Below are 14,000 nucleotides of genomic sequence, written 5' to 3' on the forward strand. Positions count from 1 at the left end.
CCACCCTACGGTGCCCCACTGACAACACTGCGATCAAGGCTGATGGAGGGGGTTGGCCACGGTCCCGTGGACAGCGGCGTGCGGGCGCTCGGGGCGGTCGCGATAACCGTCGAGGTGGAGCCGGTTGCGGTTCAGACACAGGCGCTCGATACGTGGTGTGAGCAGGTCGAATGTCTCGTACCGCTCCTTCAGCTCGGGGGCGCGGGCCTGGTGCCGCAGAATCTCGGCCCGTACGAGGGACCAGAAGTCGGCCTCCGGGACACCCAGTTGGTCCTCGCACAGGGGTGCAAGGTAGCGGAAGACGCCCACGAAGAGCCCGGCGTGGATGAACTGGGTCAGGAAGGCCGGTGGCTCGGTGAGCAGGATGTCGCGGACGTCGTCGGGCATGGAGGCGTGCTCCGGTAGGGGCTCCGCGCTGACATTGACGTCGTCTACGAAGTCCTTGACCGCGAGACGCACGGGGACGTCCTTGTCGTCGAAGACGACGATGGCGTTCTCCCCATGAGGAGAGAACACCGTTCCGTAGCGGTAGAGGAACTGCAGCAGGGGCGGCAGCAGCGCGGCGAACAGATGCGTCAGCCAGGCCGTGGGCGTCAGCCCGGAGCGGGCGACGAGCTCCGTGACGAAGGCGCGGCCCTGAGGGTCGGTGTGCAGGAGCGCGGCGAGGGTGCGGGCACGCTCCCCGGGCGCGAGGTAGCGCGTGAGGGGCTCGCGCCAGATGGCGCCCAGCAGTTCCTTGTACTGGTAGGGCACTTCCGGGAGCGAGTCGTAGACGGGGTGTTCCACGGCGACGGCGGCGACCTCTCCGAGGAGGATCACCCGGCACTCGTCTCGCAGGAACGGATCTCCGTCGCGCAGGGCGTGCACCCAGGAGGTGACGGCCGAGGCGGCGACCGTCCGCTCGGTGGGCAGACCTCGCCACACCAGGGTGTTGAGCACCGACAGCGGGAGTTTGATCGTGTGCCGGTCGGGGCGGGTGGTGTTCAGGAATGTCCGGATCGACTGCTGGGGCAGGCGCAGATCGCCGTCGCTGGGGAGCGGGACGATGGTTCCGGCGGCGACGGACGGGGCGAACAGGGGCAGCACGACGTCGTCCCACTGCCAAGGGTGCACGGGCAGATAGAGGTACTCCCGCGGGTCGAGGCCGCGTGCGCCGAGTATGGCCGCGTAGGTCTCGCGTGTCCCGGCGTCGAGCTCGCGCGCGTAGAGATCGTCCGCGGTGTCCAGGCCCGGCACGCCCCGGTAGGTGGCGATGCTGTTGTGCACGGCGATCCACGGGATGGCCGAGTCGTTGCGGGCCTCGGGTGCCCAGCGTGCGGTGTCCGTCGCGGAGAAGCCGATGCGGCCCTTGTTGAGGACGAGCCAGGGGTGACCGGTCTGATGGCCTTCGAGCTCCGCGTAGCCGAGGTCGGCGAGCTGCCCGGCGCTGAGCGCTCCGTGGTCGAGGCGGGTGTCGGCGCTCAGCGTCGCGGTCAGTTCGCGGATGAGGTGGCCGAGGGTGGCGCCGTCGAGGTCCAGGGTGCGGCGGGCGACGGTCAGGAAGTGCAGGGGGTCGGTGCAGGGGGTCGGGCTGCCGGTGCCGTCGGTGAGCGTCAGGCTCGCCGGGTCCACTCGCCAGCAGCCGTAGGCGCCGCGGCGGGCGCGGAAGCTGAGACGGGGGCGGGGCTCGCCGGGTGTGGCGGGTTCGTCGAGAAGCAGGGTGTACGTGTCCGTGGCGGGCCCTTCACCGTCCGTGACACCTCCTTCGCCCTCTGCGGCGGCTCCCCGGCTCCCCGTGACGCCCTCGCCGCCACCGACATCGACGCCCCGGCCATCGGAGCCCACTGCCCCCGCGGGGACCGGGCTCAGGATCTCTTCGTACGCGAACTCACTGATGATCTTGCCCAGAAGGCGGCGCCCGGCTTCCTCCCAGCGTTCCGCGGTCAGCTCGGGCGGGTCGTAGAGGGCGGTGGGGTCGTTGGGTGTCGCGGGGTCGGAAGGATTCGGCACGGGGACTCCTCGGGGAGGGGACCGGATCGGGTCGAGCGGTGTATCAGAAGTGAGCGGATCGCAAAGGGGCGGGCTGAGCGGGTCACAGCACGGCGCGCAGAGCCCGGTCACGGACCATGAGCGCCGCTCGTTTGTCGGGGAGGTCCACCTCGGCGGCGAAACGGAAGCCGGCGCTGAGAAAGGCGGAGACGGAGGGGGTGTTGCGCAGGTCTGGTTCGGCTACGACACGTGCGCAGGAGGGGCGGTGATCGAGTACGAGATCGGCGACGGCCCGCAGCAAGGTGCTGCCGAGGCCTCGGCCGCGGTCGGCGACACCGCCGACGAGGAGGTGGATTCCGGTGTCGTGAGGGCGTGCGGGGTAGTGGCGGGCCAGTGGGTCCAGGTCGGCGCGGTAGATCTCCCAGTAGCTCATGGGGGTGCCGTCGAGCACGCCGAGGCAGGGCACGCTGCGTCCGTCGCCGTCGAGTTGGGGGCGCAGGTGGGCCTCCGTGACGGATGCGGGTCCGGCCAGTTCCCAGAAGGCTGCCACGGCGGGGTCGTTCATCCACCTGCTGATCAGCGCCAGATCGCGTTCGATGCGCACGGGGACGAGTTGGAAGACGCCCGCGTCGGTGGTGACCGGACTCCAGGCGGCCACGTCGTCGAGCAGGTCGCCGTGGGCCGGGTCAGGCTCGGCGGCTGCCGTGTGGTCCGAGCCCGCCGTGGCTTCGGAGGTGAGGTGCGCCGTGTGCCCCCCGCAGTCGGCGATCAGCGCGACGAGTTCGTCGGGCAGCCGCAGGTCCAGGGTGTCGTCGCAGTCCGGGGTGCCCGCGGTGGCGGGATCTGTTCCGGCGTCGGTGCTCGCGTCGGTGGGAGGCACGGCGTCGCTCCTCTCGGAGGGAATGGATTCGGCAGGAGTGGGGCCTGGTCCTCAGGAAGGGGTGATGGTCATCGGCGGGGGAAGGGGGCGTGGCCCTTGGTGGCGCAAACGAAGTGGTCTTGGCCGGTGGAGAGTTGGTGGATCGGGGCGGGGTTCGGGGCGGAGCGGGTCACGTGTGGAGGGGATTCGAGATGGTGACGTAGACGGATTGGGTGTCGACGGGGCCGACGAGTTCGTCGAGTCCGTGCAGGCGGGTCAGGAGGTTGGCCTTGCACCGCAGCACGGGTGAGTCGAGCAGCCGGGCGGGCAGTGGGGTGCGGAGTCGGCCGGGGCCCGAGGCGGCGTCGAGGAGGAAGCGGCGGAACGCGGCGAGCAACAGCCGTTCGTCGGCGAGGCGTTCGGCGCCCAGGGCACCGATGAGGCCGAGGACGTTGTTGATGCCGAGGTAGTAGGCGAAGCGCTCGTCGGTCACCTCGTCGGAGACGAAGGTGTCGCTGTGCCGACCGATGCCGGGCAGCCGCTTGTCCAACTCGGCGCGGCGGGATTCGCGGAAGTAGTAGCCCTGGTTGTCACGGTAGCGACCGCCGGTGGGCCAGCCGTCGGGGTCGAGCAGCAGCAGGGTGTTCTGCTGGTGCGCCTCCAGGGCGACGCCCGCTTCGCTGTCCAGCCAGAGTACGGGGCGTACGACGTTCTGGAGGTAGCGCAGGAACCACTCTGTGGCGACGGCTCCTCGCGGGCGGCCGGTGTGTCCGGCGAGCCGGGTGATGATCGCGGCGAGCCTGGAGTGCATCGGCGGCCGTTCCTGGCCGGTGGGCTGGGCGGGTGGCCTGGGGGAGACGAGTCCGGCGATGCAGGTCGCGTCGTCGCTGGGGCGGAAGGGGTTGTGCCGGATCATCACGTCGAGTCCGGCGACGGCTTCTCCGTCGGCCCCGGTGACGGCGAGCCAGGCCGGGTCGCGGATCACGTCGAACCCGGGGTGGGCGGCCTGCCACTGCTCGGCGAGGCCGCTGCGCAGCAGCCGGTGGACCTCGACGCCGCGGTGGAGTTCTTTGCGGAGGTTCTCACGACGGGAGTTGGTGATGCGCAGGGCCAGCGACAGCTTCAGCATGGCCGGGGCGCCGGAGCGGTAGAGGGTGCGGACGGAGGAGGTGGGGTGCCAGGGTGCGCCGTGGGGACCGAGGTCCTTGAGGAGTCCGGCGTCCAGCAGGGCGGCGGTCTCGGGGCGATGGCGGAGTTCACGGATCTGCCACGGATGCGCGGGCAGCACGGCGTGGTCGTCCGGCAGCGGCAGGCCGGGGCCCGCGAGGCGGGCGGCGAGCTGGTCGGCCGGGATGGTGCGGCCGCGTTCGGTCCAGGCCGAGTCCATGGCGAGCACGGAGCGGTCGACGGCGAGCCAGTGCAGCGGGAAGGCGCCGCGCAACTCCGGTGAGTAGAGCCGGGATTCGGTGTCGGAGAGCCCCTCGCGGCTCTTCGGGGTCGGGTGCAGGGGGTGGCCGAGGAGCAGGGACTGTTCAGCGGCCAGGAACAGGTCGGGGATGTCGCCCGGGTTGTTCCTGCGGTCGGCGATGAAGTCGGCGGTGCGGCGGACGGAGTCGGCGACGCGGGCTACCAGGTCGGCGCCGTCGGCTGCTTCGCGGGGCTCGGTGGCTTCCCGGGGTTTGGTGACTTCCCCGGCCTCGGCGGCTTCGGTTTCGGTGGCTTCTTGAGGGGCTCCGACTGCCAGGTCCGTCGGCTGCGGTTGTGGCTGCGGCTGCTCCTGGTCGGGCTGCGTCTGGAGGCTTGGGTCAGCGAAGTCGCCCCGCTGGTCGCCGGGTTGGGCTTCGGCCGTGCGGGCTGTTTCGCGGCTCAGGAGGGCGGCGACGGTGACGGCGTCGACCGGTGGTGCGGTTGCGGGGCCGTCCTCCAGGCACGGGGGGCCGAAGCGGTGCCAGCCGGTCGCGGACCAGTAGTCCACGGGGACGAGGAGGGCGGTGCCGCTGGCTTCCAGGGGAATGCGCAGGGAACCGTGTTCCGGGGCGGCCATGTCGTTCTCCCGCACCCAGCAGCGCAGCAGGTTCTCGACGGCTGCGGCCTGGGCCGCGGTGTGCGGGTCGGGGTGGTCGAGGAGGTCGGTGGTGCCGTGGCGCAGTCGCTCGGCCTCCTGGCTCCTGCCTTTCTGCCGCGGGACCGTACCGGCCTCCGCCGTCTGCGGGGACTGCGCCGACTGTGTGCCGCATGCTCCCGGTGGGTGCGGTTGGGGACGGCCGTCGGGTGCGGGGGTGGCGTTCAAGAGGGTTCCTTGTGTGGTTGATCGGGCTCCGTTTGGCGACGGGCGGTGGTTGGGCGGGACGGGTCGCGCAGGGGGCGCGAGGGTGGGACGGTGACGGCCGCGCCAGGGGGGGTGATGGTGGGGCTGCGGCTGTCGTCAGATCGGTCGGTTCTTGCCCGGCTCGGTCAGGGGACGTGAGTCGCGGTGGTCATGGATGGTCCGATGCGAGTCTGCCGTCGGGGGTGCGGCGGTGGGAACGCTCCGCCGCGGTGAGGGCATCGGCGAGTCGGTCGAGGACCGCGGTCGCCTGTTCGTCCGTGATGGTGAGGGGAGGCAGGAGTCGCACGACGCTGGAGTGCCGTCCGCCGAGTTCGACGATGAGCCCGCGGCGCAGGCACTCGCGCTGTACGGCGGTGGCCAGTTCGGGGGCGGGTGGGTGCGGGCGGGTGTCGGGAAGGTCGTGCAGCCGGTGGTGCTGAAGGTGATTGTGCCGGTGCGGGTGTTGGTGTGGGTACTGGGGGGCGGCTGGCGGCGTGGCGGGCGCGGTCGTGGGGGGTGCGGAGGAGTGCGGGGTGTACCGGGCGGACGAGGCGTAGGGGGAAGGGTCCGCCGAGGATCCCAAGTGCTGGCCGGGGGAAGCGGGTTGGGCGCGTTCCGGGTCCACGAGTTCGGCGCCCAGCATCAGGCCGCGCCCGCGGACGTCGCCGACGCAGGGGTGGTCGGCGGCGAGGGAGCGCAGGGCCTCGAGCATGCGGGCGCCGAGGGTGGCGGCGCGTTCGGCGAGGCGGTTCTCTCGTACGTAGGCGAGGGTGGCGGCGCCGGCGGCCATGGCGAGTTGGTTGCCGCGGAAGGTGCCCGCGTGGGCGCCGGGGGGCCAGACGTCGAGGTCGTCGCGGTAGACCACGACGGCGAGGGGCAGGCTGCCGCCGATCGCCTTGGACAGGACGAGGACGTCGGGGACGATGCCGCTGTGCTCGACGGCCCAGAAGGCGCCGGTGCGGCCGACGCCGGTCTGCACCTCGTCGGCGATGAGGGGGATCCCGCGTGCCGCGGTGATGTCGCGCATCCGGCGGAGCCAGGCGTCGGGGGCGGGGAGGACGCCGCCCTCGCCCTGGACCGGTTCGAGGATCATGGCGGCGGGGGCGGGGACGCCGGACTTGGTGTCGTCGAGGAGGTTCTCGGTCCAGCGGGCGGCGAGTTCGGCTCCGTTCGGGCCGCCGATACCGAAGGGGCAGCGGTAGTCCTGGGGGTAGGGCAGGCGGGCGACGCGGACGTCACGGGCGCCGCCGGAGGCTTCGAGGGCTCCTGCGGTCATGCCGTGGTAGGCGCCGGTGAAGGCGAGCAGGCCCTCGCGGCCGGTGGCCGTGCGGGTGAGTTTGAGGGCCGCTTCCACCGCGTCGGTGCCGGCGGGGCCGCAGAACTGGATGCGGGCGCGGTCGGCGAGGGCGGGCGGGAGGGTGCGGAACAGCTCGGTGGTGAAGGCGTCCTTGACGGGTGTGGCCAGGTCGAGGACGTGGAGTGGGGCTCCGGAGTCGAGGACGTTGCGGATGGCTTCGAGGACGACGGGGTGGTTGTGGCCGAGGGCGAGCGTGCCCGCGCCGGAGAGACAGTCCAGGTAGCGCTGTCCGTCGGCGCCCTCGATGGTCATGCCGCGGGCGCGCACGGGCACGATCGGCAGGGCGCGTGCGTAGGTGCGCGCGGCGGATTCCCGGGCGGACTGGCGGCGCAGGATGCCTTCGTGCGCGCCCCTTCCGGGGGCGCCCGGCTGGTGCGTGCCGGATTGGTGCGCGCCCTCCCCCTGCACACTCTCTTCGTACGCGACGCCCTCGTGCGCGGACCTCTCATACGCGGAGCCTTCGTGCATGCAGCCTGCGGGCACGGCACCTTCCCTCTCGGCGCCCTCACTCTCAGCGCCTTCCCGCACACCCCCTAGGCGCGTGCCACCGTCGCCCGCAGCGCCGCCACCCCCAGCGCCCTCCCCAGCAGTTCCACGCTCCGCGGCCCCCGCCGCGCTTTCGCGCCCCGCGGGCACCACCGCGGAAGCAGGCTCGGTCACGGCCACGGCTGTTCGTCCTCCCGCTGGGACTTGACGCGGGGGCCGCCGATTTCGGTCGGGCCCGCGAGCGAGTTGGCGCGGGGGCTGAACGCGCGCGGCGTGTCCCCCGTACGTACCAACGACGGCAGGCGCGCGGGATCACGGGTGCACCGAAGATCCTTGCCGTGACGGAACCGTTGCCGTCTCGTGGGCCGTCCCCAACGGCACCGGCATAGTGTGGGGTGCCGTTCATCAGCACCAAGGTGTTCCGCACCCCGGGCGAATCCGGACGTTCAGCACCACGAACGACCGGGCGCCCGCCAGCACAGGCATCCGGGCGCCCCACAGTGGGCGCACCGTGATGGCCGACGCCGTACGGAAGGACGTACGGCACCACGATGTACGGCATTTGGAACGATTTCGAGGCCCAGGGGGATTCTCACCATGCGACCCATACGTCCGCTCTTCAGCTCCCGCAGCGGGAGGAGCGCGCGCGGCAGGACCCCCGTGGCGGCCGCCGTCGCGCTTGGCGCGGCGCTCGTTCTGACCGCGACCGCCTGCGGCCCGAGTGACGACAACGCGGGCGACTCGTCCGCGTCGCAGCCCGGCGACAAGGGCGACGACAAGATCCAGATTCCGGGCGACATCCAGGACCGGCTCAAGGAGCACGGCATCGACCTGGGCAAGTGGAAGGACGGCGCCTGGAAGAACTGGGACAAGGACGACTGGCTGCGCGAGGCGGGCGACTTCGTCAACCCGATCATCGAGGACCTCTGGGACCCGGACCGCATGCGGGACGCGGACAAGAACCCGGACCGCGGCGTCGACGAGGGTGACATCTCCGGCGACCAGGGCGTGACGGACCCGACGCCGGAGCCCGTCGAGGCGGCGGCCGTGAAGACGCCGTACCACGACCAGGTCCCCGCGGCCGGCAAGCTCTTCTTCGACGGCCCCGAGGGCTCGATGGTCTGCTCGGCCACGGTCGTCAAGGACCCGAAGAACCCGGGCAAGTCCAACATGGTGTGGACCGCCGGTCACTGCGTCCACGCGGGCGCCAAGGGCGGCTGGTACCGCAACATCGCCTTCGTCCCGTCGTACAACGACAGCGGCACGCCCACCGCGGAGCTGCAGGGCAAGCCCAAGGAAGAGGTCGCTCCGTACGGCGTCTGGTGGGGCGACTGGGCGCAGACCTCCGACCAGTGGATCGAGCAGGGCGGCCCGACGGGCGGCAAGGGCGCTCCGTACGACTTCGCGGTGATCCATGTGACGCCGGAGAAGGGCAGCGAGGGCAAGTCCCTGGAGGAGACGGTCGGCACCGCTCTGCCGGTGGACTTCGACGCCCCGGCGGTGCCGAAGATCAAGGACATGACGGCGACCGGCTACCCGGCGGCGTCGCCGTTCGACGGCCAGAAGCAGTTCCAGTGCGCGGACAAGCCGGGCCGTCTCTCCCTCAGCAAGCCCGACCCGACGATGTACCGGATCGGCTGCACCATGACCGGCGGTTCGTCCGGTGGCGGCTGGGTCACGGAGGGCCAGGACGGCAAGCCCGCCCTGGTGTCCAACACGTCGATCGGCCCGGTGACGGCGGGCTGGCTCGCGGGTCCGCGCCTCGGTGACGAGGCCAAGGGCATCTACAACGCGGTCAGCAAGAAGTTCGCGGGGCGGTAAGGCAGTACCCGGTGCCGAACCGAGCCGGAAGGCAGCCGGGCGGCACCCCGGCATGGGCGGAAGCCAGCAAGACGGCACCCCGGCCCAGCCGGAAGGCAGCAAGGCAGTGCCGCGGAGCCGAAAGGCACGCCGCGCGGTGAGTTCGCCCACAGCACCCGCTGTCGGGCGAACTCACCGCCACCGAGTCCGCCTCGCTCCCCGAGGCCGACCCCACCCGCTTCGTCCGCGTACGAGCGGCGGGGCGGCGAAACCTTCACCACCCCGCCGCCGTTCGTCCCCAATTCCACAGGCATAGTGGGAGCTCACGTCGGCCCGGGCGGCGGACGCCACGCCCACGCCTGACACGCACATGGCAAATACACGTTCCTACGGGGGTTACAGCTACATGCGTTCCATTCGTGCGCCCTTCGCGCGCAGCCGCGGCCGCCGCGCCGCGCTCGCCGTCACCGGGCTCGCCGCGACCCTGGCGCTCACCGCCACGGCCTGCGGCCCGAGCGACGACAAGGCGAGCGACAAGTCGGACAGCGGCTCGGCGCAGGAGGCGGACAAGGGTCCCGACTCCGGTGCCGGTCTGCCCGGCGACCTCGCCGACCGGCTCAAGGAGCACGGCATCGATCCTGACAAGTGGAAGGACGGTGCCTGGAAGAACTGGAGCAAGGACGACTGGCTGCGCGAGGCCAAGGACTTCGTCAACCCGGTCATCGACGGGCTCTGGAAGCCCGAGCGGATGCAGAAGGCCAAGGACCCGAACAAGACGATCGCGTCGAAGGACGCGACCGCCGACCAGGGCGCGACCGACCCCGACCCCGCGCCGGTGCAGGCGAAGCCCGAGAAGACGCCGTACCACGACAACGCGGCGCCGGTCGGCAAGATCTTCTTCGACTCCCCCAAGGGTTCGATGGTCTGCTCCGGCACGGTCGTGAAGGACCCGCGCAACCCGGGCAAGTCCAACCTCGTGTGGACGGCGGGCCACTGCGTGCACGCCGGTTCCGAGGGCGGCTGGTACCGCAACATCACCTTCGTGCCCTCGTACAACGACCTGGGCAAGTCCGAGGCGGCCCTGAGCAACGCGGCGCCGCAGGAGATCGCGCCGTACGGCCAGTGGTGGGCGGACTGGGTCTCGACGTCCGGTGAGTGGATCGACCAGGGTGCCGCTTCGGGTGGCGCCGGCGCTCCGTACGACTACGCCGTGATGCATGTGAAGCCGCAGGAGGGCACCAAGTCCCTCGAGGAGACCGTCGGCAACGCGCTGGAGGTCGACTTCACGACTCCGTCAGCGCAGAGCGTGGCGTCCATGGGCGCCTGGGGCTACCCGGCCGCGCCGCCGTACAACGGCCTGATCATGCACAAGTGCATCGACAAGCCCGGCCGTCTGTCGCTGGACCCGGCGACGCCGACGATGTACCGCATCGGCTGCACCATGACCGGTGGTTCGTCCGGCGGTGGCTGGTTCCGGGTGGTGGGCGGCAAGTCCCAGCTCGTCTCCAACACGTCGATCGGCCCGGCCGACAACACCTGGCTCGCCGGTCCGCAGCTGGGCAGCGGCGCGAAGCAGGTCTTCGACACGATGAGCGAGAAGTACGGCTCGCAGTGACCTGCCGGGCCCGGGTCCCGGTGCCCGTCGGCGGCAAGGTCCTGGTGACCCGTCGGCGGCCAAGGTCCCGGTGACTCTTCGGCACTCAAGGTCCCGGTGACCTGGAGCTTTCACGGTGAAGGCCCCGCCCCCCTACGAGAGGGGGCGGGGCCTTCACCGTGTGGTGCGCGTACGAGTCCCGCGTCAGCGCGCGGAACCGCCGCGTCCGGTCAGTGCGCCGCGGGAACGTACGGCGCGAGTTCCGCCGCGAGTTCCTCGTGCACCCGTGCCTTGAGCAGCGTGCCCTCGGGAGTGTGTTCCTCGGAGAGCACTTCGCCGTCGGCGTGCGTGCGCGACACGAGGTTGCCGTGGGTGTACGGCACGAGGGCCTCGATCTCGACCTCGGGCCGCGGCAGTTCGGCGTCGATGAGCGCGAGCAGTTCCTCGATACCGGCCCCGGTGCGCGCGGACACGGCGATCGCGTGCTTCTGCTGGCGCAGCAGCCGCTGGAGGACCAGCGGGTCGGCCGCGTCCGCCTTGTTGATCACCACGATCTCCGGCACGTCCGTCGCGCCCACGTCCCGGATGACCTCGCGCACGGCGGCGAGCTGCTCCTCCGGCGCGGGGTGCGAGCCGTCCACCACGTGCAGGATCAGGTCGGACTCGCCGACCTCCTCCATGGTGGAGCGGAACGCCTCCACGAGGTGGTGCGGCAGGTGCCGGACGAAGCCGACCGTGTCGGCCAGGGTGTACAGCCGGCCGCTGGGCGTCTCCGCCCTGCGGACCGTCGGGTCGAGGGTGGCGAACAGGGCGTTCTCCACCAGCACACCCGCGCCGGTGAGGCGGTTGAGCAGGGAGGACTTGCCCGCGTTCGTGTACCCGGCGATGGCGACCGAGGGCACCTTGTTGCGCTTGCGCTCCTGGCGCTTGATGTCGCGGCCCGTCTTCATCTCCGCGATCTCCCGGCGCATCTTCGCCATCTTCTCGCGGATCCGTCGCCGGTCCGTCTCGATCTTGGTCTCACCGGGACCGCGGGTGGCCATGCCGCCACCGCCGCCGCCACCCATCTGACGGGAGAGTGACTGACCCCAGCCGCGGAGCCTCGGCAGCATGTACTGCATCTGCGCGAGGGCGACCTGCGCCTTGCCCTCTCGGGACTTGGCGTGCTGGGCGAAGATGTCGAGGATCAGGGCGGTCCGGTCGACCACCTTGACCTTGACGACGTCTTCGAGGTGGATGAGCTGGCCGGGGCTGAGCTCACCGTCGCACACGACGGTGTCCGCTCCGGTCTCGAGGACGATGTCACGCAGCTCCAGGGCCTTGCCGGAGCCGATGTACGTCGCCGGGTCGGGCTTGTCGCGGCGCTGGACGACGCCGTCGAGCACGAGCGCGCCCGCGGTCTCCGCGAGAGCGGCCAGCTCGGCGAGGGAGTTCTCCGCGTCGTGAACCGTTCCGGAGGTCCAGACGCCCACGAGGACGACGCGCTCCAGGCGGAGCTGTCGGTACTCGACCTCGGTGACGTCCTCGAGCTCGGTGGAGAGGCCGGCGACGCGGCGCAGGGCCGCGCGCTCGGAGCGGTCGAACTGCTCGCCGTCCCGCTCTCCGTCGATCTCGTGGCTCCAGGCGACGTCCTCTTCCATCAGGGCATCGGCCCGAAGACCTTCGGGGTAGTTCTGCGCGAAGCTCTGTGCGTCCTGGGAAGGGGAAGAAGAGGAGGTCATTGGGTCCTTTACGTCGATGGGAATCCGATACGGAGAGCGCCTGGGGGCATCCTTCACCCTGCCGCACCGCGTGTGCAGCTCGCACCGCGTGCCACAGCGCCACCCGTCATGTTCGACAACGCTCACGGCCCCCCGGAGATTCCCCGGAGCAGCCGGGTCCGCCCCTGAGATGTCCCCGAGGGGATCTCCCGGACGGGCCGCGCCGTCGACCTGAAGATGGTCGCACGGTACGACCCGTCTCGTCACCCGAGTATTCGTGCCGGGTTCCGGCCCTCCCGGAACGAGGCCCCGGTCCTACTTCTTGTCGGACGCGGCCTTCTTCTCCGGCGGCATCGACGTCCAGTCGGGGTGCCCGGGCATCGGCGGCGTCTTCGCCCCGTACAGCCAGGCGTCGAAGAACGCGTCGAGGTCGCGGCCGGAGACCTCGGAGGCGAGCCGCACGAAGTCGGCGGTGGTCGCGTTCGCGTCGCGGTAGGTGTGCACCCAGGCCCGCTCCACGGCCTCGAAGGCGGGCCGCCCGATCTCCTGGCGCAGCGCGTAGAGCACCAGCGCGCTGCCGTCGTACACGACGGGCCGGAAGATGCTGATCTTCTCCCCCGGCCGGGGCCCCTTGGGCGCGGCCGGAGGGCCGCCCGCCGCGCGCCAGCTGTCGGAGAGCCGGTAGGCGTACCGCATCCGCTTCTCCAGGGGCTGGCGCGCCTTCTCCTGTGCGTACAGGGCCTCGTACCAGCTGGCGTGCCCCTCGTTCAGCCACAGGTCGGACCAGGTGCCGGGACTCACGCTGTCGCCGAACCACTGGTGCGCCAGCTCGTGCACCATGATCGATTCCACGTACCACTCGGGGAACTCGGGCCGTGTGAACAGTTCCTTCTCGAAGAGTGACAGCGTCTGCGTCTCCAGCTCGAAGCCGGTACGGGCGTCGGCGACGAGCACCCCGTACGTCTCGAACGGATAGCGGCCGACCTTGTCCTCCATCCAGGAGATCTGGTCGGGGGTCTTCTTCAGCCAGGGTTCCAGCGCCTTGCGGTCCTTCGTGGGCACGACGTCCCGTACGGGGAGGCGGTAGGGGCCGGTGCGGTGCAGCACGGTGGAGCGGCCGATGGACACCTGGGCCAGTTCGGTCGCCATCGGGTGCCGGGTGCGGTACGCCCACGTGGTGGTGTCCGCGCGGCGTTCCTCGGCCAGGGGCAGGCCGTTGGCGACGGCGGTGAGGCCCTTGGGGGCGGTGACACGGAAGGTGAACTGTGCCTTGTCGGCGGGGTGGTCGTTGCACGGGAACACACGGTGCGCGACGTCCGCCTGGTTGGCCATCGCGAGCCCGTCGCTGGTGCGCACCCAGCCGCCCTCGACGTCGCCGGACACCGGGTCGCTGGTGTGCCGCACGGCGATCCGCAGGCGCTCGCCGGGCTGCACGCGCGCGTGGGGCGTGACGACCAGGTCCTCGCCGGCGGCGCTGAAGTCGGCGGGGGCGCCGTTCACCTCGACGGAGCGGACCTTGCCGTGGGTGAAGTCGAGGTTGACGCGTTCCAGCGGGGCCGTCACCCGCGCGTCGATCTTCGTGAGCGCGTCCAGGGGCTTGCTGTTGTCCCCGTGATAGGTGAAAGCGATGTCGTACGACGTCACGTCGTACCCGGGGTTGCCGAGGTGGGGGAAGAGCCGGTCGCCGATGCCGAGCGGGGCTGCGGGCTGCGGGGCGCTCGCGGCGAGCAGGGCGGCGGAGGTGGTGGCGGCGAGGACGGCGACGGCGATCCGGACCGTCTTCGGCCGGGACGCCTTGGTGCGCGGGGTGAGGAGCATGAACTACGGCTACCAGCGCATGCCTTCCGCGTCGGGACGGCACGCGACGGGCCCACCCGAACGAGTCGGCGCCGTTTCACCGAGGAGCGCCGTCGGGCTCACCGAAGAGC

General features: G+C 71.3%; 8 protein-coding genes. 2 read left to right on the forward strand and 6 right to left on the reverse strand.

Translation table 11 applies throughout. From position 1 onward, the window contains the following. Nucleotides 1-33 precede the first annotated feature (33 nt). The 4 genes from ACZ6BG_RS36195 to ACZ6BG_RS36210 form a co-directional block, all read right to left on the reverse strand. Nucleotides 34-1,989 carry an IucA/IucC family protein gene (locus ACZ6BG_RS36195; RefSeq protein WP_469009799.1) on the reverse strand — a complete coding sequence of 652 codons (1,956 nt, stop codon included), beginning with the start codon at nucleotides 1,987-1,989 and terminating at the stop codon, nucleotides 34-36. Between the two features lie 82 nt (nucleotides 1,990-2,071). Next, nucleotides 2,072-2,848: a GNAT family N-acetyltransferase gene (locus ACZ6BG_RS36200; protein ID WP_469009800.1), complete on the reverse strand. Its 777-nt coding sequence runs from the start codon at nucleotides 2,846-2,848 to the stop codon at nucleotides 2,072-2,074. A gap of 169 nt (nucleotides 2,849-3,017) precedes the next feature. Further along, nucleotides 3,018-5,117 carry an IucA/IucC family protein gene (locus ACZ6BG_RS36205; RefSeq protein WP_469009802.1) on the reverse strand — a complete coding sequence of 700 codons (2,100 nt, stop codon included), beginning with the start codon at nucleotides 5,115-5,117 and terminating at the stop codon, nucleotides 3,018-3,020. Nucleotides 5,118-5,304: 187 nt separating this feature from the next. Then, nucleotides 5,305-6,960 carry a diaminobutyrate--2-oxoglutarate transaminase family protein gene (locus ACZ6BG_RS36210; RefSeq protein WP_469009954.1) on the reverse strand — a complete coding sequence of 552 codons (1,656 nt, stop codon included), beginning with the start codon at nucleotides 6,958-6,960 and terminating at the stop codon, nucleotides 5,305-5,307. A gap of 615 nt (nucleotides 6,961-7,575) precedes the next feature. On the opposite strand from ACZ6BG_RS36210, the gene ACZ6BG_RS36215 reads away from it, so the two are divergent. Continuing rightward, nucleotides 7,576-8,799, forward strand: a complete 1,224-nt coding sequence (locus tag ACZ6BG_RS36215) for a trypsin-like serine peptidase (RefSeq protein WP_469009805.1) — start codon at nucleotides 7,576-7,578, stop codon at nucleotides 8,797-8,799. A 385-nt stretch (nucleotides 8,800-9,184) separates the two neighbouring features. After that, nucleotides 9,185-10,393, forward strand: coding sequence for a trypsin-like serine peptidase (locus ACZ6BG_RS36220; protein ID WP_469009807.1), 1,209 nt, complete (start codon nucleotides 9,185-9,187; stop codon nucleotides 10,391-10,393). 209 nt (nucleotides 10,394-10,602) lie between these two features. Here the strand turns inward: ACZ6BG_RS36220 and hflX are convergent, their stop codons facing one another. Further along, on the reverse strand, nucleotides 10,603-12,093 hold the full coding sequence (gene hflX, locus ACZ6BG_RS36225; RefSeq protein WP_469009809.1) for a GTPase HflX: 1,491 nt from the start codon (nucleotides 12,091-12,093) through the stop codon (nucleotides 10,603-10,605). A 294-nt stretch (nucleotides 12,094-12,387) separates the two neighbouring features. Then, a complete protein-coding gene (locus ACZ6BG_RS36230) occupies nucleotides 12,388-13,890 on the reverse strand; it encodes a M1 family metallopeptidase (RefSeq protein WP_469009812.1) in 1,503 nt (500 codons plus the stop codon). Nucleotides 13,891-14,000: the final 110 nt, after the last annotated feature.

It is taken from the genome of Streptomyces sp. NPDC041205 (assembly GCF_055591765.1).

Excerpts from the sequence above, each read along its gene's own strand:
- ACZ6BG_RS36210 (WP_469009954.1), bottom strand. The coding sequence starts at position 6,960 with ATGCACGAAGGCTCCGCGTATGAGAGGTCCGCGCACGAGGGCGTCGCG.
- ACZ6BG_RS36215 (WP_469009805.1), top strand. The coding sequence starts at position 7,576 with ATGCGACCCATACGTCCGCTCTTCAGCTCCCGCAGCGGGAGGAGCGCG.
- ACZ6BG_RS36220 (WP_469009807.1), top strand. The coding sequence starts at position 9,185 with ATGCGTTCCATTCGTGCGCCCTTCGCGCGCAGCCGCGGCCGCCGCGCC.
- hflX (WP_469009809.1), bottom strand. The coding sequence starts at position 12,093 with ATGACCTCCTCTTCTTCCCCTTCCCAGGACGCACAGAGCTTCGCGCAG.
- ACZ6BG_RS36230 (WP_469009812.1), bottom strand. The coding sequence starts at position 13,890 with ATGCTCCTCACCCCGCGCACCAAGGCGTCCCGGCCGAAGACGGTCCGG.